Below are 26,844 nucleotides of genomic sequence, written 5' to 3' on the forward strand. Positions count from 1 at the left end.
GCTGGATTCGCGCCTGCGGCCGGTTCCGGTCGGGGTGCCCGGCGAGCTCTATCTGGCAGGTGTGCAGCTGGCGCACGGCTATGTGACCCGGCCCGACCTGACCGCGGACCGGTTCGTGGCGGACCGGTTCGCCGCGGGCGAGCGGATGTACCGCACCGGCGACCTGGTGGCCTGGAATGCCGCCGGCGAGCTGGAATACCTGGGCCGCACCGACTTCCAGGTCAAGCTGCGCGGCCTGCGCATCGAGCTGGGCGAGATCGAGGCCGCGCTCACGGCGCTGGAGCCGATCGCGCAGGCGGTCGTCCTCGCGCGCACCGACGAGCGCACCGGCGATCAGCTGGTCGCCTACGTCGTGCCGGAATCCGGCGCGAGCGTGGACATCGACGCCGTGCGCGGCGAGCTGGGCGCCCGCCTGCCCGGCTACATGGTTCCGGCGGCCTTCGTGGTGCTGGATGCCTTCCCGCTCAACGCATCCGGCAAGCTGGATCGCGGCGCGCTGCCCGATCCCGTGTTCGCCGCCGCCGAATTCCGGGCGCCGAGCACCCGCGTGGAGAAGGTGGTCGCGGCCGTCTTCGCGGACGTCCTCGGGGCCGAACAGGTCGGCCTGGACGACGATTTCTTCGCCCTGGGCGGCAACTCGCTGATCGCGACCCAGGTGGCCGCCCGGATCGGCGACGCGCTGAACAGCTCGGTGCCGGTGCGCGCCCTGTTCGATGCCCCGACGGCCGGGGCGCTGGCCGAGTGGGTGACCACGCAGGCACGCGCGGCCCGGGCCCGGCTGCGGCCGCGGTCCACCGATGCCGCGGTGCCGCTGTCCTACGCGCAGCAGCGCATGTGGTTCCTCAACCAGTACGACACGTCGTCCGCGGCATACAACCTGCCGCTGGCGATCCGGCTGTCCGGTGAGCTGGACATCGCCGCGCTCAAGGCGGCTATCTTCGACGTGGTCCGCCGGCACGAGTCGCTGCGCACCCGGTACCCCGAGCGCAACGGCGTCGTCGAGCAGCTCAGCTATCCGGCCGAGCGCATCGCCCTGGACCTGCACGCCTATCCGATCGCCGAGGCCGAGATCCTCACCGCGGCCGCGGAATTCGCCTCCGACGGCTTCGACGTGGCCGAAGAGGTCCCGCTGCGCACCCGGTTGTTCCAGGTGCAGACCGAGTCCGGCGCGGATGAGCACGTGCTGGTCGTCGTCGTGCATCACATTGCGGCGGACGGCTTCTCGATGGGCCCGCTGGCCCGCGACGTGATGACCGCCTACACCGCGCGCGCGGCGGGCGCCGAGCCCGGCTGGGCGCCGCTGCCGGTGCAGTACGGCGACTTCGCGGTGTGGCAGCGCGAGGTGCTGGGCGCCGAGGACGACCCGCGGTCGCTGCTGGCCGCGCAGGTCGGCTACTGGCGCACCACCCTCGACGGCATCCCGGACGAGCTGGGCCTGCCCACGGACCGCCCGCGGCCCGCGGTCACCTCGCACCAGGGTGCGACGCTGTACACCCCGCTGTCGCCGGAGCTCATCGGCGCGCTGGAAGAGATTGCGCGCCAGCGTGGTTCGTCGCTGTTCATGGTGGTTCACGCCACACTGGCCATTCTGCTGGCGCGGCTGTCCGGCGGCGCCGACGTCGCGGTGGGCGCCCCGATCGCCGGTCGTGGCGAGGCCGCGCTGGACGATCTGGTCGGCATGTTCGTCAACACCCTGGTGCTGCGCACCGAGGTGTCGGCCGCGGAGTCGTTCGACGCGCTGCTGGAGCGGGTCCGCGAGGGCGACCTGGCGGCCTTCGACAATGCCGATGTGCCGTTCGAGCGGCTGGTCGATCTGCTCGCCCCGGAGCGCTCGCAGGCCCGCAACCCGCTGTTCCAGGTGGCGCTGTCGTTCCAGAACATGGAGCGCGCGACGCTGGAGCTGCCGGGCCTGAGCGTGTCGGGGCTGGAGCTCGAGGACAACACCTCCCGCTTCGATCTGCAGTTCACGCTCTCGGAGAGCGCACCGGCGGAGGCGGGCGGCATGATGCTGGCGCTGACCTACGCGACCGAACTGTTCGACGAGGCCACGGCCGCGTCGATGGTGACCCGCTGGCAGCGGGTGCTCGAGGCGATCGTCGCCGACCCGCGGATCGCGGTCGGGACCATCGACATCCTCGATCCCGCCGAGCGCGCCGGACTGCTGGCCCGCACCGGCGGCCCCGCCGAGCCCGCGCGGACCCTGCCGGAGATGCTGGCCGCCGCGGCCGCGGATCCGGCGGCGACCGCGGTCGTCTACGAGGGCACGAGTCTGTCCTATGCGGACCTCGACGCCCGCTCGAACCGCTTGGCGCGCTTGCTGATCGAGCGCGGCATCGGCGCGGAGGACGTGGTCGCGATCGCGGTGCCGCGGTCGGCCGATTCGTACTTCGCCGAGTGGGCGGTGGCCAAGACCGGTGCGGCGTTCCTGCCGATCGACCCGGCCTATCCGGTCGAGCGCATCGAGCACATGGTCACCGACTCGGGCTCGGTGCTCGGCCTGACCGCCGCGTCCGTGCGCGCGGGTCTGCCGGAATCGGCGGACTGGCTGACGCTCGAGGAGCTGGACCTGGACCGCTTCCCTGCGGACGCGGTGACCGACGCCGATCGGGTGCGCTCACTGCACCCCCAGCATCCGGCGTATGTCATCTACACCTCCGGTTCGACCGGCGTGCCCAAGGGTGTCGTGGTCACCCACACCGGCCTGGCCAACTTCGCCGCCGAGCAGGTCGAGCGCTTCGGTCTCGACTCCTCCTCGCGCGCACTGCATTTCGCGTCCCCGAGCTTCGATGCCTCGATCCTCGAGTTCATGCTCGCGGTGGGCGCGGGCGCGGCGCTGGTCATCGTCCCGACGGGCGTGTACGGCGGCGCCGAGCTGTCCGAGCTGATCCGGGACGCGGGGGTGACCCATGCCTTCGTCACCCCGGCCGCGCTGGCGACCTTCGACCCCAGCGGTCTCGAGGGGCTGCGGGTGCTGATCACCGGCGGTGAGGCCGTCCCGGCCGACCTGGTGAGCAAGTGGGCGGTGCCGCTGCGCGAGGGCGGCCCGATCCGGGCCTTCCACAACGCCTACGGCCCCACCGAATCCACCGTCGCGCCCGCCATGAGCGACGCGCTGCGGCCCGGCGACGTCATCACGATCGGCGGCCCGATCCGCGGCATGCGGGCGCTGGTGCTGGACGATCGCCTGCAGCCCGTGCCGGACGGGGTGGCCGGCGAGCTGTACGTCGCCGGTCCGCAGGTGGCGCGCGGCTATCACGCGCGCGCCGCGCTGACCGCCGACCGGTTCGTCGCCGATCCGGTGGTCGCGGGCGAGCGGATGTACCGCACCGGTGACGTCGTCCGGTGGATCCCGCGTGCCGACGGCGATCCCGTGCTCGAGTACGTGGGCCGCTCCGACTTCCAGGTCAAGGTGCGCGGCTTCCGCATCGAGCTGGGCGAGATCGACGCGGCCCTGCTGGCGCACGAGAGCGTCGGCTACGCCGCGACGATCGGTCACCGCACCGAGGCGGGCGCGGTCGTGCTGGTCGCGTATGTGGTTGCGGCGCAGGACGCCTCGATCGACACCGCGGCGCTGAAGGCCCACCTCGAGGAGCGGATCCCGGGGTACATGGTGCCCTCGTCGATCATGGTGCTGGACGCCGTGCCGCTGACCCCGGCCGGCAAGCTGGACCGCCGCGCGCTGCCCGAGCCGGTCTTCGAGGCCCAGGGCCAGTTCCGCGGGCCGCGCAATCCGATGGAGCAGACCATCGCCGAGGTGTTCGGCGAGGTGCTCAACATCGCCCGGGTCGGCATCGACGACTCGTTCTTCGCGCTCGGCGGCGACAGCATCGTCTCCATTCAGCTGGTGTCCCGGGCCAAGGCGCGGGGCGTGATCTTCAGCCCGCGTGACGTTTTCGAGCATCGCACCGTCGCCGGCCTGGCGAGTGTCGCGGAGACCGGCGCGGCCGCCGACGCGCGCCGCGTGCTGGCCGAACTGCCCGGCGGCGGCGTGGGCGTCATGCCGCTGACGCCGGTGGTGCGGATGATGGTGGAGCGGCCCGGCTCGTTCGGGCGCTTCAATCAGACGATGGCGCTGGAACTTCCGGCCGGCATCGACCGCGAGGGCATCGCGGCGACCGTCGGCGCGGTCGTGGACCGCCACGACATGCTGCGCTCGCGGCTGCGGCGGCACGGCGGCGACTGGATCGCCGAGACCACCGCGCCCGGCACCGTCGACATCGACGCGCTGATCGATCGCGTGGAATTCGGCGAGGCCGACGACCTCGCCGAGGTCGCCTCGGCCGCACTGGATTCCGCGCTCGATCGCTTGGATCCCGAGACGGGCGTGGTGATTCGCTTCGTCTGGCTCGATCCGGCCACCGCCAGTGGCGAATCCGAGGGCGCGCCGCGTTCCGGGCGCCTGATCGTGGTCGCCCACCACCTGGTCGTCGACGGTGTGTCCTGGCGAATCCTGGTGCCCGACTTCGTCGCGGCCTGGGGACAGCTCTCCTCCGGACAGACCCCGCAGCTGCCGCAGCCCGGCACCAGCATGCGCACCTGGGCCGACGCGCTCGAGCGCACGGCGCTGCAGCGCGGCGACGAACTGCCGCTGTGGCGTTCGGTCGTGGAGGGTCCCGACCCGCTGCTGACCGCGCGTGCGCTGGATCCGGCCGTGGAGGTGGCCGGTGTGCTCGAGCGGGCGCACGTCGAGGTGTCCGCCGAGGCCACCCGATCCCTGCTGACCACCGTGCCCGCGGTCTTCCACGGCGGCGTGAACGACGGCCTGCTGACCGCGCTGGTGCTGGCGCTGGCCAAGTGGCGCGCGAGCCGGGACGAGGATTCCGTGCTCATCCGCCTCGAGGGTCACGGGCGCGAGGAGGAGGTGGTCCCGGGCGCGGAGCTGTCGCGCACCGTCGGCTGGTTCACCTCGATCTTCCCGGTCCGGTTCGACCTGTCCGGTATCGACATCGATGCCGCGCTCACCGGCGGCCCGGCCATGGGCCCGGCGGTCAAGGCGATCAAGGAGCAGCTGCTCGCGGTCCCGGACAAGGGCCTGGGCTACGGCATGCTGCGGTACCTGAATCCCGATGCGGCCGAGCACCTTCCGAAGGACCTGCCGGGCCAGGTCAGCTTCAACTACCTGGGCCGGGTCTCCGAGGACGCGGTGCCCGAGCAGCTGCGCGGCTTCGGCTGGATCCCGGCCTCGGACCTCGGCGAGCTGGGCGGCGGCTACGACGCCGACATGCCGCTGAGCGCGGCGCTGGACATCAACGCCATCGTCAACGGCGACACGCTCACCGCCACCATCGGCTACCCGTCGACGCTGCTGGACGCCGAGGCGGTCGGCGAATTCGGCAAGATGTGGGTCGAGGCCGTGGAAGCCGTTGCGCGGCATGCGGAATCGGCCGGGGCCGGCGGGCACACCCCGTCGGACTTCCCGCTGGTGCGCATCGCGCAGCGCGATATCGACGGCTGGGAGCAGCGCTTCCCGGGGCTGCGCGAGGTGTGGCCGCTCTCGCCGCTGCAGGCGGGCCTGCAGTTCCACGCGCAGCTGGCCGCGGCCTCGGTGGACGTCTACACCGCGCAGTCGGTGCTCATCCTGACCGGCCGCGTCGATGCGGACCGGTTGCGTTCGGCCGCACAGGCTCTCGTGGATCGCTACGAGAACGTGCGGACCGCGTTCGTCACCGACGCCGAGGGCAACCCGGTGCAGCTGGTGCTCGACGACGTGCGGGTCTCGTGGTCCGAATACGACCGGCGCGTCACCGGCCAGGCCGAGGACCTGATCGAGGCCGACCGGATGCACCGGTTCGACCTCACCGAGCCGCCGCTGATCCGGTTCACCCTGATCCAGGTCGCGGCCGACCGCTGGCAGCTGGCGGTGTCCAACCACCACATCCTGCTCGACGGCTGGTCGATGCCGCTGCTGATGCGGGATCTGCTGGTGCTCTACGCCACCCGCGCCGACGCCGGCGTGCTTCCGCCCGTGCGGTCCTACCGGCACTTCCTGGAATGGGTGGTGCGACAGGATCATTCGGCCTCGCTGGCGAGCTGGGCCACCGCCCTGCAGGGCGTTTCGGAGCCCACGCTGCTCGCGCGCCCGGACGCCGGTCGCGAGATCACCGCGCTGTCCGGCGAATACGTCTTCGAGCTCGACGAGGCCGCCACCGCGCGCCTGGTCGAGGTCGCCGCGACGCTGGGCGTCACCGCGAACACCGTGCTGCAGGCCGCGTGGGGAATCCTGCTGGGCCGCTGGTCCGGACGCGACGACGTGCTGTTCGGCACCACCGTGTCGGGCCGCCCGCCGCAGCTGTCGGGCGTCGAGTCCATGGTCGGCCTGTTCATCAACACCGTGCCGGTGCGGGTCCGCTTCGACGAGTCGGAGCCGGCGCGGAAACTGCTGGTGCGCACCCAGGGCGAGCAGGCGGATCTGCTGGACCACCACTACGTGGGCCTCGCGGAGATTCAGGCCGCCGCGGGCATCGGCGGGCTGTTCGACACCCTCGTGGTGTTCGAGTCGTACCCGGTCGATGCCGCGGGCATCGCGGAGCAGGCCGCCGATATCGACGGCATGGCCGTCAGCGGCCTGGACACCACGGACGCGACCCACTACCCGCTGACGCTGATCGCGTCGCTGAACACCCGCCTGCGCATTCGCGCCGGGTACCTGCGCGATCTGTTCGACGAGGAGACCGTCCGCCGCACGGCCGACCGCCTGGTGCGGGTGCTCACCGCGATCACCGCGAATCCGGATGTGCCGGTGGGCGATATCGAACTGCTCGACCGGAGCGAGCGCGAGCTGATCGTCTCCGGCTGGAATGCCACCGAGGCCGACGTCGCGCCCGACGCGACGCTGGTCTCGATGTTCCAGGCGCAGGCCGAGCGCACGCCCGACGCGCCCGCGCTGACGTTCGAGGGGACAACTCTGTCCTACGCCGAGTTCAGCGCCCGCGTGAACACGCTGGCGCGCTGGCTGATCGAGCGCGGCGTCGGCGCCGAATCGCTGGTCGCCCTGGGCATGCGGCGCTCGATCGACCTGGTGGTCGGCATGTACGCGGTATCGGTCGCCGGTGGCGCCTACGTGCCGCTGGATCCCGAACATCCCGCCGAGCGCACCGAGTACATCCTCGCGACCGCGGACCCGGTGTGCGTGCTCACCTCCGGCGAGGATCTGGCGATCGACACCGCCCAGGTGCGCATCGATCTGCTGGACCTGTCCGGCTATGCGATCGACCCGGTGACCGACGAGCAGCGGCGCGCGCCGCTGCGGCCGGCCAACACCGCCTACGTGATCTTCACCTCGGGCTCGACCGGACGGCCGAAGGGCGTCGCGGTGCCGCACGCGGCCATCGTGAACCGCCTGGTGTGGATGCAGGCCGAATACGGTCTCACCGCCGACGACGTGGTGCTGCAGAAGACCCCCGCGACCTTCGACGTGTCGGTGTGGGAGTTCTTCTGGCCCTTGCAGATCGGCGCCCGGCTGGTGCTGGCCGCGCCCGAGGGCCACCGGGACCCGGTCTACCTGGCCGAGCTGATCGCCGCCGAGGGCGTGAGCGTCGCGCACTTCGTGCCGTCGATGCTGACCGTCTTCGTGGCCGAGCCCGCTGCCGCGCAGTGTGCATCGCTGCGGATGGTGTTCGCCTCGGGTGAGGCGCTGGTGTCCAAGTCGGCGCAGCGCCTGCGCCAGCTGACCGGCGCCGGGATGCACAACCTGTACGGCCCGACCGAGGCCGCGGTCGACGTCACCTATCACCGGGTGACCGACGCCGACCTCGACACGGTGCCGATCGGCCGCCCGGTGTTCAACACCCGGGTGTACGTGCTGGATTCGCGGCTGCGGCCGGTGCCCCAGGGCGTCGGGGGCGAGCTGTATCTCGCGGGCGCCCAGCTCGCGCGCGGCTACGTCGCGCGGACCGATCTGACCTCCGACCGGTTCGTGGCGAACCCGTTCGAGGGCAGCGGTTCCCGCATGTACCGCACCGGCGACCTGGTGATGTGGACCGGCGACGGCGAACTGGAATACCTGGGCCGCACCGACTTCCAGGTGAAGCTGCGCGGCCAGCGCCTCGAGCTCGGTGAGATCGAGGCCGCGCTGACCGGGCTCGAGGAGATCACCCAGGCCGTGGTCGTGGTCCGCGGCGACCAGCACACCGGCGATCAGCTGGTGGCGTATGTCGTTGCGGTGCCCGGTGTTTCGGTCGACGTGGAGACCCTCCGCGAGGATCTGGGCCGCCGGCTGCCGAGCTACATGGTGCCCTCCATCGTGATGCCGCTGGCGGCGCTGCCGCTCAACGCCTCGGGCAAGCTGGACCGGCGGGCGCTGCCCGCGCCGGTGTTCGAGGCGGCGGTCTTCCGCGCGCCCACCACGCCGGTCGAGGAGATCGTCGCGGGCATCTTCGCCGAGGTACTGGGTCTGGACCGGGTCGGCCTGGACGACGACTTCTTCGCCCTGGGCGGTAACTCGCTCAACGCCACCCAGGTGGCGGCGCGCCTGTCCGCCGCGCTGAACAAGCAGCTGGGCGTGCGCGAGATCTTCGACGCCTCCACGGTGGCGGCGCTGGCCGCGCGCGCGGAGTCGCCCGCGGGCACCGGCGTGCGCGCGCCCCTGGTGCCGCAGCCGCGCCCGGAGCGGATTCCGCTGTCGATGGCGCAGCGGCGCATGTGGTTCCTCAACCGCTTCGATCCCGATTCCGCGATCGACAACATGCCGCTGGTGCTGCGGCTCTCGGGCCTGCTGGACCGGCAGGCGCTGCACATCGCGGTCGCCGACGTGCTGGCACGGCACGAATCGCTGCGCACCCGGTACCCGGAGATCAACGGCGCGGCGTACCAGGAGATCCTGCCGACCAGCAAGGTGCTCCCGGATCTGACGCCGATCGAGATCAGCGAGACCGACCTGCCGGCGCAGCTGGCGGAGCTGGCGCTGACCGGATTCGACGTCACCGCCGCGGTCCCCATGCGGATCCGGCTGTTCGAGGTCAGCCCCACCGAGCACGTGCTGGCCCTGGTGCTGCACCACATCTCCGGTGACGGCTTCTCGCTCGGGCCGTTCGCCCGGGACGTGATGATCGCCTACAGCGCCCGCGTCGACGGCGGCGAGCCGGCCTGGCAGCCGCTCGAGGTGCAGTACGCGGACTACGCGCTGTGGCAGCGCGACGTGCTGGGTTCCGAGGACGATCCGGAATCGGTGATCTCCCAGCAGATCTCGTACTGGACCCAGACCCTCGCGGGCCTGCCCGAGCAGCTGGACCTGCCCGCGGACCGGTCGCGTCCGGCCGTTGCCTCGGGCCGCGGCGCGATCCACGACATCACGATCGACGCCGAAACCCAGTCCCGGCTCGCGGATCTGGCGCGCGCGCACGGCACCACCATGTTCATGGTCATCCACGCGGCGCTGGCGGTGCTGCTCTCGCGCCTGAGCGGCGAGTCCGACATCGCGATCGGCACCCCGGTCGCCGGTCGCGGCGAGCGCGCGCTGGACGACGTCGTCGGCATGTTCGTCAACACCCTGGTGCTGCGGACCCCGGTCCGCTCCGCCGAGGGCTTCAGCGATCTGCTGCGCTCGGTCCGCTCCGGCGACATCGCCGCCTTCGGGCACGCGGACCTGCCGTTCGAGCGGCTGGTGGAGATCCTGAACCCGTCCCGATCGCAGGCACGGCACCCGCTGTTCCAGGTGATGCTGTCGCTGCAGAACACCGGTCAGACCACGCTGGATCTGCCCGGCCTGTCGGTCACCGGCGTCGGAACGCCCATCGAGACGGCCAAATTCGATCTGCATCTCGAGCTCACCGAGCGGATGCACGTGGCCGACACCTCGGGCAGCGGGTCCACCACCGCGGCCGGTATCAACGCCAAATTCATCTACGCGACGGACCTCTTCGACGAGGCCTCCGTCGCGCAGATCGCCCGCCGGTTCATCCGGCTGCTCAAGGCCGTCGTGGCGATGCCGGATCGGCCGATCGGCGATATCCCGCTGCTGGACGCGGCCGAGGCGGCGCAGCAGCTGCGCGGCTGGAACCAGACCGACCGCGACACCGGCGTGTCCGGCCTGCTGTTCCCGCTGTTCGCCGCGCAGGTGCGGGCCACGCCCGACGCCGTCGCGGTCGTCGACCCGTCGACCGGCACGCAGCTGACCTATGCCGAATTCGCCGCGCGGGTGCACCGCCTGGCCCGGCATCTCGTCCGGATCGGCGTCGGCCCGGAAGCCCGTGTGGCCCTGGGCATGCGGCGTTCGCTGGATCTGCTGGTCGCGATCTACGCGATCCAGGAGGCCGGTGGCGCGTACGTGCCGCTGGATCTGGATCAGCCCGCCGAGCGCATCGGCCACGTCCTCGAGACCGCGGCGCCGGTGTGCATCCTCACCACCGCGCGCGACGGCTTCGACGCGCCCGGCGCGGCCCCGTCGCTGCGGGTCGACCAGGAGGATCTGTCGGGCTACGAGGCCCGCCCGCTCACCCCGGGTGAGCGCCGCGCGCCGCTGCGCCCGGAGCATCCGGCGTACGTGATGTTCACCTCCGGCTCCACCGGGCGCCCGAAGGGCGTGGCGATTCCGCACGCGGCCGTGGTCAACCAGATCTGCTGGATGATCGGCCAGCACGGCATCGGCACGCGGGACATCGTGCTGTGGAAGACCCCGGCCACGTTCGACATCTCGGTATGGGAGCTGTTCGCCCCCTTGGCATCCGGTGCGAGCCTGGTCATCGCGGAACCGGACGGCCACCGCGACACGCAGTACCTGTGCGACGTGATCGCCGCCGAGCGCGTGACGCTGACCTCGTTCTCGCCGTCGATGCTGCGGATCTTCGCCGACGGCGCGGATCCGGTGGCGCTGGGCACGCTGCGCATCCTGTACATGGTGGGCGAGGCGATGACGCCCGACGCGATGGCGGCGTTCGACCGCCTCGGCACGTCGGCGGTGCTGATCAACCAGTACGGCCCCACCGAATTCACGGTGCACGCGATGTACTCGCCGGTCACCCTGGAGATGACCGCGCCGATGCCGATCGGTGTGCCGCTGTGGAATTCGCAGGCCTACGTGCTGGATTCGCGGATGCACCCGGTGCCCGCGGGCGTCGCGGGTGAGCTGTACCTCGCGGGCATCCAGCTGGCGCGCGGCTACATGCGCCGCCCGGATCTGACCTTCGACCGGTTCGTCGCGAATCCCTTCGGGGACAACGGGTCCCGCATGTACCGCACCGGTGACCTGGTGCGCCGCAACGGCGACGGCACGATCACCTACCTGGGCCGCACCGACTTCCAGGTCAAGCTGCGCGGTCAGCGCATCGAGCTCGGCGAGATCGAGGCCGCGCTCGCGGCGCACGATTCGGTCGCGCAGGCCGTCGCGGTGGTGCACACTTCCGAGCGCACCGGCGACCGGCTGATCGCGTACGTGGTGCTCGAGCAGGACGGTGCCGAGGCGGACGTGGACGCGCTGCGCGCCCACCTGTCGCAACTGCTGCCCTCGTACATGGTTCCGGCCGGATTCGTGGTGCTGGACGCGTTCCCGCTCAACGCCAACGGCAAGCTGGACCGCCGGGCGCTGCCCGAGCCGGAGCTGACCGCGCGCGAATTCCGCGCGCCGACAACGCCGATGGAAGAGCTGGTCGCGGCCACCCTCGCCGAGGTGCTGGGCCTGTCCGAGCAGCAGGTCGGCGTCGACGACGACTTCTTCGATCTCGGCGGCAACTCGCTGCTGGCCACCCAGGTGGTGGCCCGCCTGGGTAACGCGCTGGGCAGCCGCATTCCGGTGCGCCTGCTGTTCGAGGCGTCGAGTGTCGGCGCACTGGCCCGGCGGGTGACCGGGCTGGACGGGACCGGTCGACGCGAGCTCGTCGCCGGGCCGCGCCCGGAGCGGATTCCGCTGTCGCTGGCGCAGCAGCGGATGTGGTTCCTCAACCGGTTCGATACCCAGTCCGCGGCCTACAACGTGCCCGCGGCGGTGCGCCTGACCGGCGCTATCGACGTGGCCGCGCTGCGGGCCGCGCTCGCGGACCTGATCACCCGGCACGAGATCCTGCGCACGATCTACCCGCAGACCACCGACGCCGCGACCATGGTGCCCGAGCAGGTGATTCTGCCTGCGGCGCAGGCGATCTCGGAAGTCGAGCTCGAGGTGAGCACGATCGCGCCCGCGCGCGTCGAGGCCGCGGTCGCCGAGCTGGCGTCCACCGGCTTCGACGTCACCGCGCGGATACCGTTGCGGGTGGCGCTGTTCCGGATCGGCGACGCCGATGACGAGGCGGCGCAGGCTGATCCGGTCACCACCGAATCGGTGCTGGTCATCGTGATCCACCACATTTCCGGCGACGGTTCCTCGGTCGGCCCGATGACGCGGGATCTGATGATCGCGTACGCGGCGCGTGCCGCGGGTGCGACGCCGGACTGGGCGCCGCTGGCGGTCCAGTACGCCGACTACAGCATCTGGCAGCGCGAGGTGCTCGGTTCCGAGGACGATCCGGAGTCGGTGGCCGCCAAGCAGGTCGCCTACTGGAAGTCCGAACTGGCCGAGCTGCCCGATCAGCTGGAGCTGCCGGCGGACCGCCCGCGGCCCGCGGTGCAGTCCTTCGCCGGCGGCAAGGTCGAGGTGCGCATCGACGCCCGGACCCACCGGGCGCTGTCCGACTTCGCCCGCGCGGAGAACGCGACGCTGTTCATGGTCGTGCACACGGCGCTGGCGCTGCTGCTGGCGCGGCTGTCGGGCACCGAGGACATCGCGATCGGCACCCCGATCGCGGGCCGCGGCGAGTCGGCCGTGGACGACCTGATCGGCATGTTCGTCAACACGCTCGTGTTCCGCACGCGGGTCGATGCGGGCGAGTCGTTCATCGAACTGCTGGCGCGCCAGCGCGAAACCGACCTGCAGGCCTACGCCAACGCCGACGTCCCGTTCGAGCGCCTGGTGGAGGTGCTGAACCCGGAGCGCTCGACCGCACGGCATCCGCTGTTCCAGGTGGGCCTGTCGTTCCAGAACCTCGGACAGAGCAGCCTCGAACTGCCGGGCCTGACCGCGTCCGGCGTCGAATTCGACACCGGCCTCTCGCAGTTCGACCTGCACCTGATCGTCGCGGACAGCTACGGCGAAGCCGGTGCGCCCGAGGGCATCGGCGGTTTCCTGACCTACGCCACCGACCTGTTCGAGCGGAACACGGTGCAGGGCTTCGTCGATCGCTTCGTGCGCCTGCTCGGCCAGCTCGTGGCCTCCCCGCGCGTGCCGGTCGGCGACATCGACCTGCTCGGCACCGCGGATCGGCGGCGAATCCTCATCGGCCGCAACGAGACCGGGCTGGCCACCGATCGGAAGGCGACGCTGGCCTCGCTGCTCGACGCGACCGTCCGGTCGGACGCCGACGCCGTCGCGCTGATCGGGCCGGACGCCGAGCGGATCAGCTACGGCGAGCTGGACTCGCGCGTGAATCGCCTGGCGCGGCACCTGATCTCGCTGGGTGTCGGCCCCGAGTCGCGGGTCGTGCTGGCGCTGCGCCGGTCGGTGGATCTGGTCGTCGCCATGTACGCGGTGACCCGGGCGGGCGGCGCGTACGTGCCGGTCGATCCGGATCAGCCCGCCGAGCGGACCGCGTACATCCTCGAGACGGCCGCGCCGGTGTGCGTGCTGACCAACGCCGATGCGGGCTTCGAGGCCGACGGGGTGGCGGTCGTGCGGATCGACGAGCTGGATCCGGACCTGAGTGACGCGCCGATCGCCGCCGCGGAGCTGGTCGCCAAGCTGCGCCCGTCGAACACCGCGTACGTGATCTTCACCTCCGGTTCGACCGGTCGCCCGAAGGGTGTGGCCGTGCCGCACCGCGCGATCGTCAACCAGTTGCTCTGGGAGGTCTCGGAATTCGGCCTCGGCGCCGACGATGCCGTGCTGCTGAAGACGGCCTCGACGTTCGACCTGTCGGTGTGGGAGTTCTGGACCGCCGCCATCTCGGGCGGCCGGTTGGTCATCGCCACACCGGACGGGCACCGGGATCCGGCCTACCTCAACGCGCTGATGGCGCGCGAGGGCGTGACGACGCTGCACGTGGTGCCGTCCATGCTCGACGGCCTGCTGACCGAATCGGAAGGCGCGCTGCCGGATTCGCTGCGCTGGGTGCTGGCGATCGGTGAGGCGCTGCCGGGCTCGGTCGCGCAGCGGTTCCGGGCGCACAATGCCGCGGACCTGTTCAACCTCTATGGACCGACCGAGGCCGCGGTCTCGATCACCAGCCACGAGGTCACCGATTCCGACGTCACCTCGGTGCCGATCGGTGTGCCGGAGTGGAACAGCCGGGTGTACGTGCTGGATTCGCGGCTGCACCCGGTCATCGACGGAGTGTCCGGCGAGCTGTACCTGGCCGGTGCGCAGCTGGCGCGCGGTTACTTCGGTCGTGCGGATCTGACCGCGGATCGGTTCGTGGCCAACCCGTTCGAGCCGGGCACCCGCATGTATCGCACGGGTGACCTGGTGGCGTGGGACGTCAACGGTGAGCTGGAGTATCGGGGCCGTACGGACTTCCAGGTGAAGATTCGTGGTTTCCGTATCGAGCTGGGTGAGATCGAGGCGGCGCTGTTGGCGCTGCCGGAGGTCGGTCAGACCGCGGTGCTGGCGAAGTCCGATGCGCGCCTGGGCGATCGGCTGGTCGCCTACCTCGTCCCCGTTGCCGGGGTCGATCTCGAGGTGGCACAGGTGAAGTCCGTCCTGTCCGAGGCGCTGCCGTCCTACATGGTGCCCGCGGCGTTCGTGGTGCTGGACGCGCTGCCGCTGAACATCAACGGCAAGCTGGACCGCAAGGCCCTGCCGGAGCCCGAGTTCGAGGCCACGGCCTTCCGGGCGCCCTCGACCCCGATCGAAGAGGTCGTGGCGGGCGTGTTCGCGGAGGTGCTGGGCCTGGACCGGGTCGGCGTCGACGACGATTTCTTTGCCCTGGGCGGCAATTCGCTGGTCGCGACCCAGGTGGTGGCGAGAATCGGTGCGCTGCTGGACACCACGGTCCCGGTGCGCCTGATGTTCGAGGCGCCGACGGTGGCCGGCCTGGCGGCCCGGGCCGAACAGCAGGCGGGTGCGGGCGGGCGCCTGGCACTGACCGCCGGGCCGCGTCCGGAGCGGATTCCGTTGTCGCTGGCGCAGCAGCGGATGTGGTTCCTGAACCGCTTCGATCCGGAGTCCACGGCGTACAACGTGCCGATCGCGGTGCGGTTGTCCGGTGAGCTCGACGTGGATGCGCTGCGATCGGCGATCGGCGATCTCGTCAGCCGCCACGAGGTGCTCCGCACGGTCTACCCGGAAATGGACGGCGGTCCGGTGCAGGTGATCCTGCCGCCGGGCAAGGCGGTTCCGGAACTGGACGTGCGCACGGTCCCCGCAGACGAGATCCAGGCGGCGGTCGTCGAGTTCATCGGCACCGTGTTCGATGTGACGGCCGAGGTACCGGTCCGGGTGGCGCTGTTCGAGGTGCCGGGATCGGAATCCACCGCCGCGGAGTACGTGCTGGCGATGGTGATCCACCACATCTCGGGTGACGGTTCGTCGGTTGGCCCGCTGACGCGGGATCTGATGCTGGCGTACGCGTCTCGCGCGGCGGGCGATGCGCCGGGCTGGGCGCCGCTGTCGGTGCAGTACGCGGATTACAGCATCTGGCAGCGTGTGCTGCTGGGCAGCGAGGACGATCCGGAGTCGCTGGCGGCCAAGCAGGTTCGGTACTGGCGGTCGGCGCTGGCCGAGCTGCCGGATCAGCTGGATCTGCCCGCCGATCGCGTGCGTCCGGCCGTGCAGTCCTTCGTCGGTGGCAAGGCCGAGCTGCGCATCGACGCCGAGATGCACCGGGCCCTGGTCGAATTGGCCCGAGCGGAGGGCGCGACCGTGTTCATGGTCGTGCACACCGCGCTGGCGGTGCTGCTGGCGCGGTTGTCTGGCACCGAGGACATCGCGATCGGTACGCCGATGGCGGGCCGCGGTGAGGCGCAGCTCGACGATCTGATCGGCATGTTCGTCAACACCCTGGTGTTCCGGACGCAGGTCACGGCGGGCGAGTCGTTCGCGGATCTGCTCGCGCGTCAGCGTGAGACGGACATTCAGGCGTTCGCGCACGCGGACGTGCCGTTCGAGCGGCTGGTGGAGGTGCTGAACCCGGTTCGTTCGACGGCGCGGCATCCGCTGTTCCAGGTGGGTCTGTCGTTCCAGAACCTGGCGCAGTCCGCGCTGGAGCTGCCGGGCCTGACCGTGGCGCCGCTGCGCCTGGACACCGAGATCTCGCAGTTCGACCTGCACCTGATCATGGCCGACGGCTACGACGAGTCCGGGGCACCGGCCGGGATGGAGGGTTACTTCACCTACGCGACGGATCTGTTCGACGCCGCGACGGTCTCGGGCTTCGTCGATCGGTTCGTCCGGCTGCTCGGCGAGGTCGTCGCGAATTCGCGTACGGCCGTGGGCGATCTGGAGATCCTGGCCGCGGGCGAGCGCACCGAGCTGATCTCCGGGCGCAACGCGACCGCGCACGAGGTCGAGGCCGGGACCCTGGCCTCGCTGCTGGATCGCACCGTCGCGGCCACGCCCGGCGCGGTGGCGCTGGTGGATCCCGACGGTGTCGCGATCACCTACGGCGAGCTCGCCGAGCGCGTGAATCGCCTGGCCCGGCACCTGATCTCGATGGGCGTGGGCCCGGAGGCGCGGGTCGCGCTGGCGCTGCGCCGGTCGGTGGATCTGATCGTCGGCATGTACGCGGTGACCGTCGCGGGCGGCGCGTACGTGCCCGTGGATCCGGATCAGGCCGCCGAGCGCACCGAGTACATCCTCGAGACCGCCGATCCGGTGTGCGTGCTGACCAGTTCCGCGGTCGTCGCGGAGGCCGCGCCGGTGCGGGCGCTGGCCGAGTCCGCCCGCACCCTGGTCCGGATCGACGAGCTGGATCTGTCCGGCCTGTCGAGCGATTCGGTCGACGACGCGGAACGCACTGCGCCGCTGCACGGTTCGAACACCGCGTACGTGATCTTCACCTCCGGTTCGACCGGTCGCCCGAAGGGCGTGGCGGTGCCGCACGCGGCGATCGTGAACCAGTTGCTCTGGAAGACCGCCGAATTCGGCCTGGGCGCCGACGATGCCGTGCTGCTGAAGACGGCCGCGACGTTCGACCTCTCGGTCTGGGAGTTCTGGACCGGCGCGGCCACGGGCGGCCGCATGGTCATCGCGGCTCCCGAGGGCCATCGGGATCCGGCCTACCTCAACGCGCTGATGGCGCGCGAGGGCGTGACGACGCTGCACGCGGTGCCCTCGATGCTCGATGCGCTGGTGACCGCGTCCGGTGGTGCGCTGCCGGATGCGCTGCGCCGCGTGCTGGCCATCGGTGAGGCGCTGCCGGGCGCGGTGGCGCAGCGGTTCCGGTCGAACAATGCCGCGACGCTGTTCAACCTGTACGGCCCGACCGAGGCCGCGGTCTCGATCACGAGCCACGAGGTGACCGGCGCCGACGCGACATCCGTGTCGATCGGTGTGCCCGAATGGAACAGCCGGGTGTACGTGCTGGATTCGCGTCTGCGCCCGGTGCCCGCGGGTGTCGCGGGTGAGCTGTATCTGGCGGGCGCGCAGCTGGCGCGCGGTTACTTCGGTCGTGCGGATCTGACCGCGGACCGGTTCGTGGCCAACCCGTTCGGCGACGGCGAGCGCATGTACCGCACCGGTGACCTGGTGGCCTGGAATGCCTCCGGTGAGCTGGAGTACCGGGGCCGCACGGACTTCCAGGTGAAGATCCGAGGTTTCCGTATCGAGCTGGGCGAGATCGAGGCGGCGCTGCTGGCGCTGCCGCAGATCGGCCAGACCGCGGTCCTCGCGAAATCCGATGCGCGCCTGGGCGATCGGCTGGTCGCCTACGTGGTCCCGGCCGACGCCGAGATGGGCATCGACATCGACGCGACCAGGTCGGCCCTCGAGGCCGCGCTGCCGTCGTACATGGTGCCCGCGGCGTTCGTGACGCTGGATGCGTTGCCGCTGAACGTGAACGGCAAGCTGGACCGCAGAGCGCTGCCCGAGCCGGAGTTCGAGGCGGCGGCCTTCCGGGCGCCCTCCACCCCGATCGAGGAGATCGTGGCGGGCGTGTTCGCCGAGGTGCTGGGCCTGGACCGGGTCGGCGCCGACGACGATTTCTTTGCCCTGGGCGGCAACTCGCTGGTGGCCACGCAGGTCGTCGCGCGGCTCGGCGCCGCGCTGGGCGTGCAGGTCCCGGTGCGGGTCGTGTTCGAGGCATCGACGGTGGCCGGTTTGGCCGCCAAGGTCGAGCAGGGTGCGGGCGTCGACGGTCGCCCGGCGCTGGCCGCCGGGCCGCGTCCGGAGCGGATTCCGCTGTCGCTGGCGCAGCAGCGGATGTGGTTCCTGAACCGCTTCGATCCGAGCTCCACCGCGTACAACGTCCCGGTGGCGGTCCGCCTGACCGGCGCGCTGGACGTGGATGCGCTGCGGGCGGCGATCGGCGACCTGGTCGCCCGGCACGAGGTGCTCCGCACGGTGTACCCCGAGGTCGACGGAACGCCGATCCAGGTGATTCTGCCCGCGGCGCAGGCGGTTCCGGAGCTGGAAGTGCATCGGATCGGCGCGACCGAGATCGAGACGGCCGTGGTCGAGTTCTTCTCCACCGCCTTCGATGTGGTGGAGCAGGTGCCGCTGCGTGTCCGGTTGTACGAGCTGGCCGACGGCGCGCCGGACGGCGATTACGTGCTGGCCATGGTCGTGCACCACATCTCCGGCGACGGTTCCTCGATGGGCCCGCTGACCCGCGACGTCATGACCGCCTACGCGGCGCGCGCGGCGGGGGAGGCCCCCGGCTGGGCGCCGCTGGCGGTGCAGTACGCCGACTACAGCATCTGGCAGCGCGAGCTGCTGGGCAGCGAGGACGATCCGGAATCGCTGGCGGCCGAGCAGATCGAGTACTGGCGCACCGCGCTGGCCGATCTCCCGGAGCAGCTGGATCTGCCGTCCGACCGGCCGCGCCCCGCGGTGCGGAGCTCGCTCGGCGGCAAGGTGCGGGTCCCGATCGACGCCGACCTGCACCGGGAGCTGTCCGAGCTGGCGCGCGCCGAGGGCGCGACGCTGTTCATGCTGGTGCACACCGCGTTCGCGGTGCTGCTGGCGCGGCTGTCGGGCACCGAGGACATCGCGATCGGTACGCCGATGGCGGGCCGCGGTGACGCCCAGCTCGACGACCTGATCGGCATGTTCATCAACACGCTGGTCTTCCGCACGCAGGTGGACGCGGGCGAGTCGTTCGCGGATCTGCTCGCGCGCCAGCGTGAGACGGACATCCAGGCCTTCGCGCACGCGGACGTTCCGTTCGAGCGCCTGGTGGAGGTGCTGAACCCGGTTCGTTCGACGGCGCGGCACCCGCTGTTCCAGGTGGGCCTGTCGTTCCAGAACCTCGGCCTGTCGGCCATGGAACTGCCCGGACTGAGCCTGTCGGCGGTCGACTTCGACACCCAGCTGTCGCAGTTCGATCTGCACCTGATCGTCTCGGACACCTACGACGCTGCGGGCGCGCCGGCGGGCCTGGCCGGAATCCTCACCTATGCCAGCGATCTGTTCGACGCGGCGACCGTCGAGGGCTTCGCCGACCGCTTCGTGCGACTGCTGCGGGAGATCGTGGCCGCGCCGCGCACTCCGGTCGGCGACATCGAGCTGCTCGAGGGCGCCGAACGGGATCGAATCCTGGTGCGGTGGAACGACACCCGGCACGAGATCGCGCCGGAGCTGCTGCTGGACGGCTACCGCCGTGCGGTCGCGGCGCATCCGGATCGGATCGCGGTCGCGTATGAAGGCGAGGAGCTCACCTACCGGGAGTTCGACGAGCGGGTCAACCTGCTTGCGCGCCGGTTGATCTGGGCCGGCGTCGGTCCGGAATTGCTTGTCGGCCTGGCGGTCCGGCGCTCGCTGGACCTGGTCGTCGGCATGTACGCGATCCTCACCGCCGGTGGCGCCTACGTGCCGCTGGACCCGGATCATCCGGCCGAGCGCATCGCGCACGTGCTCGAGACTGCGCAGCCGGTCTGCGTGCTCACCCGGACCGAGGACGCGGTGCCGGTGCCCGACGACGTCATGGTGCTGGACCTGAACACCATCGACCTGGACGGCTTCGAGACCACCCCGCTGGAGGCCGACGAGCTGATCGAACCGCAGCATCCGGACAACCCGGCGTACGTGATCTTCACCTCGGGCTCCACCGGGCGCCCGAAGGGCGTGGCGGTCTCGCACGCGGCGATCCACAACCAGATCGCCTGGATGCTGGACCAGTACCCGATGGGCGAGCAGGACGTCTACTTCCAGAAGACGGCAACGACATTCGACGTGTCGCTGTGGGGCTACTTCATGCCCCTGCGTGCCGGGTCCAAGCTCGTCGTCGCCACCCACGACGGCCACCGCGATCCGCTCTACATCGCGGAAACCCTTGCCGCGCAGCGGGTGACCGTCACCGACTTCGTGCCCTCGATGCTCACGGTCTTCGCCGCGCACACCGAGGCGGGCACGGTCCCGACGCTGCGCGAGGTCTTCGTGATCGGCGAGGCGCTGCCGCCGGAGACCGTCGCGGCCATGCGGTCGGTGTCCGATGCCGCGCTGCACAACCTGTACGGGCCGACCGAGGCCGCGGTGTCCATCACCTACTGGCCCGCGACCGGTGCGGAGCGGGGTAGCGTCCCGATCGGTGTGCCGCAGTGGAACTCCCGCGCGTACGTGCTGGATTCGCGGCTGCGGCCGGTACCGGCCGGGGTGGCGGGCGAGCTGTATCTCGCCGGTGACCAGCTGGCCCGCGGCTACGTCGCCCGTCCGGACCTGACCTCGGATCGGTTCGTGGCCAACCCGTTCGGCGCCGGCGAGCGGATGTACCGCACCGGCGACCTGGCGGCATGGCGCGTGATCGACGGCGTACCGGTGCTGGATTACCTGGGCCGCACCGACTTCCAGGTGAAGTTCCGCGGCCAGCGGATCGAGCTGGGCGAGATCGAGTCGGCGCTGCTGGCGCAGTCGTCGGTGAGCCAGGCCGTGGCCCTGGTGATGCCGTCGGATCTGGGCGATCAGCTGGTGGCCTACGTGGTGCCCGCACCGGGCGCCACGGTCGAGGGCACGGAACTGCTGGAGGCGGCGCGGAGGTCCCTGCCCGCCTACATGGTGCCGTCGCTGGTCATCGACCTGGAGGCATTGCCGCTCAACGCCAGCGGCAAGCTCGATCGCAAGGCGCTGCCGCAGCCGACGTTCACCCAGCGGGAGTTCCGCGCGCCGTCCACCCCGATCGAGGAGATCGTGGCGGGCGTGTACGCCGACGTGCTCGGCGTCGAGCGGGTCGGCGCGGACGACGATTTCTTCTCGCTCGGCGGCAACTCGCTGATCGCCACCCAGGTCATCGCGCGCCTCGGCGCGGCGGTGGGCGCCCGGGTGCCGGTCCGGCTGCTGTTCGAGACCCCGACGGTGACCGCACTCGCGGCGGCCGTGGAGTCCCAGTCCCGCGGTACGCGGGTGGAATTGGGCAGCCTGGAGCGTCCGGAGCGGATTCCGTTGTCGCTGGCGCAGCAGCGGATGTGGTTCCTGAACCGCTTCGATCCGGAGTCCACGGCGTACAACGTGCCGATCGCGGTGCGGTTGTCGGGTGTGCTCGATGTGGAGGCCCTGCGCGCCGCGGTGGGCGATCTGGTCGCCCGCCACGAGGTGCTGCGCACGATCTATCCCGAGATGGACGGCGCGCCGGTGCAGGTGATCCTGCCGCCGGGCAAGGCGGTTCCGGAACTGGATGTGCGCACGGTCTCCGCCGAGGAGGTCCAGGGCGCGGTCGTCGGGTTCATCGGCACCGTGTTCGACGTGACCACCGAGGTGCCGCTGCGGGTGGCGCTGTTCGAGGTGGCCGGTGAGAATGCCACCAGCACAGCCGAATACGTGCTGGCGATGGTCGTGCACCACATCTCGGGTGACGGTTCGTCGGTCGGCCCGCTGACGCGGGATCTGATGCTCGCGTACGCGTCCCGCGCCGCCGGTGAGGCGCCCGGGTGGGCGCCGCTGGCGGTGCAGTACGCGGACTACAGCATCTGGCAGCGCGAGGTGCTGGGCAGCGAGGACGATCCGGAATCGTTGGCGGCCAAGCAGGTTCAGTACTGGCGCGCGGCCCTGGCCGAGCTGCCGGATCAGCTGGATATGCCCTCGGACCGGCCGCGCCCACCGGCGCAGTCGTTCGCGGGCGATCGGGCCGAGCTGACCATCGATGCCGAGCTGCATCGGGCGCTGATGGAGCTGGCGCGTGCCGAGGGCGCGACGCTGTTCATGGTCGTGCACACCGCGCTGTCGGTGCTGCTGGCCAGGCTGTCCGGCACCGACGACATCGCCATCGGCACGCCGACGGCGGGTCGCGGCGAGGCCCAGCTCGACGACCTGATCGGCATGTTCGTCAACACGCTGGTCTTCCGGACCCAGGTCGCGGCGGGCGAGTCGTTCGCGGATCTGCTGGCGCGCCAGCGCGAGTCGGATATCCAGGCCTTCGCGCACGCGGACGTGCCGTTCGAGCGCCTGGTCGAGGTGCTCAACCCGGTCCGTTCGACCGCGCGGCATCCGCTGTTCCAGGTCAGCCTGTCGTTCCAGAACCAGGCGCAGGCCGGGCTGGAACTGCCGGGCCTTACGGTCGCGCCGCTGCAGCTCGACACGGTGGTCTCGCAGTTCGACCTGCACGTGATCATGGTCGACAACTACGACGAGTCCGGCGCCGCCGCCGGCATCGGCGGCTACTTCACCTACGCGACGGACCTGTTCGACGCCGCGACGGTGCAGGGCTTCGTGGATCGGTTCGTGCGTCTGCTCGGCGAGATCGTCGCCGCGCCGCGCACCCCGGTCGGGGACATCGACTACCTGGCCGCGGGCGAACTCGACCAGCTGGTGTCGGGTCGGAACGCGACCGCGCACGAGGTCGATCGGTCCGCCACCCTGGCCTCGCTGCTGGATCACACGATCTCCGAGCACCCGGACGCGACCGCGCTGGTCGGGCCCGACGGCGCCACGCTCACCTTCGCCGAACTCGATCGGCGGGTGAACGGCCTGGCGCGGCACCTGATCTCGCTGGGCGTGGGCCCGGAGTCGCGGGTCGTGCTGGCGCTGCGGCGCTCGATCGATCTGGTGGTCGCCATGTACGCGGTGACCGTCGCCGGCGGCGCGTACGTCCCGGTGGACCCGGATCAGGCGGCCGAGCGGACCGAGTACATCCTCGAGACCTCCGCGCCGGTGTGTGTGCTGACCAACGCGGAGACCGGCTTCGAGACCCCGATCGCGCCGGTGATCCGGATCGACGAGGTCGGCGCGGACGACCCTTCGCCGATCGACGACGACGAGCGGCTGGGCGTCCTGCGCCCGGACAACACGGCCTACGTGCTGTTCACCTCCGGCTCGACCGGCCGCCCGAAGGGCGTCGCGGTCTCGCACGGCGCGGTGGTGAACCAGTTGCTCTGGAAGATCGACGAATTCGGGATGGGTCCCGACGACGTGATGTTCCAGAAGATCGCCACCACCTTCGACGTGTCGATGTGGGAATTCTGGAGCGGCGCGGTGTGCGGTGGCCGGTTGGTCATCGCCACGCCGGACGGCCACCAGGATCCGGCGTACCTCAACGAGGTGATGCGCCGCGAGGGCGTGACGACGCTGCACGTGGTGCCCTCGGCGCTGGATGCGATGCTCACCGAATCCGATGGGGCGCTGGCCCCCTCGCTGCGGCGGGCCCTCGCGATCGGCGAGGCGCTGCCGGGCACGGTCGCGCAGCGGTTCCTGCGGCACAACACCGCCGGGCTGTTCAACGTGTACGGCCCGACCGAGGCGGCGATCTCGATCACCAACCACGAGGTGACCGAGGCCGACGTCACGTCTGTGTCGATCGGTGTGCCGGAGTGGAATTCCCAGGTGTACGTGCTGGATTCGCGCCTGCGGCCGGTGCCCGCCGGCACCCCCGGCGAGCTGTACCTGGCCGGTGTGCAGCTGGCCCGCGGCTATCTCGGCCGCGCGGACTTGACCTCGGATCGCTTCGTGGCCAACCCGTTCGCCACCGGCGAGCGGATGTACCGCACCGGTGACCTCGTGGTCTGGAACGCGGAGGGCGAGCTGGACTACCGGGGCCGCACCGACTTCCAGGTGAAGATCCGCGGCTTCCGCATCGAGCTCGGCGAGATCGAGGCGGCGCTGCTGACCCTGCCCGAGGTGGCGCAGGCCGCAGTGCTGGCGAAATCCGATGCGCGCCTGGGCGATCGCCTGGTCGCGTACCTGGTTCCCGCCGCCGACACGGTCATCGACACCGCGCGGGTGAAGTCGGAACTGTCGGCGGGCCTGCCCTCCTACATGGTGCCCACGGCATTCGTGATGATGGACGCCATGCCGCTGAACGTGAGCGGCAAGCTGGATCGCAAGGCGCTGCCCGAGCCGGAGTTCGAGACGACGCCGTACCGGGCGCCGTCCACCCCGACCGAGCTGATCCTGGCCGAGGTCTTCGCGGATGTGCTGGGGCGCGAGGAGATCGGCGCCGACGACGACTTCTTCGGCCTGGGCGGCAACAGCATCCTGTCGATCCAGCTGGTGTCCCGGGCCAAGGCCCGCGGCGTGCTGTTCGGCGCGCGCGACGTGTTCGAGCGGCGCACCATCGCCGAGTTGGCCGCGGCCGCACGGCTGGGCACGGGCACCGAGCTCGTGCTGCCGACCGGCCCGCTGGTCGAGCCCGATCCCGCGGACCTGGCGGTGTGGGAGCGGGCGTATCCCGCGATGACCGAGGTGTGGCCGCTCTCGCCGCTGCAGTCGGGTCTGCTGTTCCACGCGTTGATGACCCAGTCGACGGTGGACATCTACACCCAGCAGGCGGTGATCGACTTCGGCGGAACGCTGGACGTCGAGCGGTTGCACAGGGCCGCGCAGGCCCTGGTCGACCGGTATGACAACCTGCGGGTCGCCTTCACCACCGACGCGGTCGGCATGCCCGTGCAGATCGTGCAGAACGATGTCGAGGTCGCCTGGCACGAAAGCGATCTCACCGATGTTCCCGCCGACGACCTCGAGGCCGAGCTGGTCTCGCGGCTGCGGCAGGAGCGCGCGGTGCGCTTCGACATGACGGTGCCGCCGCTGATCCGGTTCGGGCTGTACCGGGCCGGCGAACAGCGGTGGCGCCTGGCGATCACCGCGCACCACATCCTGTTCGACGGTTGGTCGCTGCCGCTGCTCATGCGGGATCTGCTGGTGCTGTACGCGGTGCACGGCGACGGCAGCACGCTGCCGCCGGCGGCCTCGTACCGGGACTTCCTGGCGTGGCTGTCGGTTCGCGACGAGTCCGAATCGCTGGGAGCGTGGACGCAGGCCCTGGCCGGGGTGGATGAGCCGACTCAGCTTGCGCCGCAACCGAAGACGGCCGAGCAGTTCCAGATCGACACGCTGAAACTGGAATTCGACGCCGAACGCACGCAGCAGCTGAGCAAGTTCTGCGCCGACCTGGGCGTCACGCTCAACACCCTGGTGCAGGGGGCGTGGGGTCTGCTGGTGGGCCGGTTGACCGGACGCGGCGACGTGGTGTTCGGCGCGACGGTCTCGGGGCGCCCGCCGGAGCTGCCGGGCATCGAGCAGATGGTGGGTCTGTTCATCAACACCCTGCCGGTGCGGGTGCGGCTCGACGATCGCGCCAGCGTTCGCGCGCTGCTCACCGGGCTGCAGGGCGAGCAGGCCGCGCTGCTGGACCACCACTACGTCGGCCTGACCGACATCCAGCAGGTTGCGGGCGCCGGGGCGCAGTTCGATTCGCTGGTGGTGTTCGAGTCCTATCCGGTCGACCGGTCGGCCATCGAGGCCGCCAGCTCGATCGACGGCGCATCGGTGACCGGCGTGGACTTCCTCGGCGGCACCCACTATCCGCTCACGCTGATGGTGACCGCCGAGGAGACACTCCGCATCGCCATGGAGTACCAGACCAGCCGCTTCACCCCCGCCGAGGTGCAGACCCTGGCGGCCCGGCTGGAGCGGGTGCTCGACGCGCTGGTCTCCGATCCCGAGGCGCCGGTGGGCGGCATCGATATCCTCGACGCCGCCGAAAGGGCCCGCATCCTGGCCGAATCCGGGGTCGCCGCAACCGAATCCGCGGCGAGCGCCGCGGCGCTGGTCGGCGCCCGGACGGTGGCCAAGGCGCTGGGCGCGGTCGTCGAGGAGGATCCGCAGGCCCCGGCGCTGCTGTCCGACGGCGCGGAAATCGCCTACCAGGCGGTGGATTCGCGGTCCTCGCAGCTGGCCCGGGTGCTGATCAGCCGGGGCGTGGGCCCCGGCGACATCGTCGCGGTCGCGCTGCCGCGCTCGGTGGACGCGGTGGTCGCGCTGTGGGCGGTGCAGAAGGCCGGCGCCGCGGCGCTGTTCGCGCACGGCCTGTCCTTCGGCGAGATCGTCTCCGCGGGAGCGGGATTCGGCATCACCCTCGAACCGGCGGCCAAGTCGGTGCGCTGGCTGGTGCCGACCGATCCGAAGGTCCGCGAGGAACTCGCCGCGGCCCCGGCCCATCCGGTCTCCTACGCCGACCGGCTGCGCCCGCTCGAGCAGGACCACCCGGCCCTGATGGCCCGCCGCCCCGACGGCACCTGGCTCACCCTGACCCAGGAACAGGCCCTCGACCACGCCGAGACCCTGCGCGAGGACAACGAGGTCGACTACGAGTCGACGACGTTCACCACGGCCACCGCGGGCCCCGCGGCCCTGGACGAGTTCCTGGCCGCGGCAACCGCGGGCGCCCTGTCGGTCCTCCCGACCGGTGCCGACGTCGCCGACGACCTGGCCGACGCCGAGGTCACCCACTGGTTCGCCGGTCCGGACGAATCCACGGCGGCGGCGGACGACGAGATTCGGGTGATCATCGCGGAGTAAGCGCT

At 71.1% G+C, this 26,844-nt stretch carries 1 protein-coding gene (only partly in view); it reads left to right on the forward strand.

What is annotated here, in order from left to right:
- A protein-coding gene (locus KO481_RS07745; RefSeq protein WP_215916301.1) for a non-ribosomal peptide synthase/polyketide synthase crosses the window boundary here: on the forward strand, positions 1–26,839 show its 3' portion. Its footprint begins 24,635 nt before the window's first position; 26,839 of the gene's 51,474 nt are visible here — the last part of the coding sequence; the start codon falls outside the window, past its left edge; its stop codon occupies positions 26,837–26,839.
- Positions 26,840–26,844: the final 5 nt, after the last annotated feature.

Source organism: Nocardia albiluteola, assembly GCF_018860155.1.
GTDB classification, from domain to species: Bacteria; Actinomycetota; Actinomycetes; order Mycobacteriales; family Mycobacteriaceae; genus Nocardia; species Nocardia albiluteola.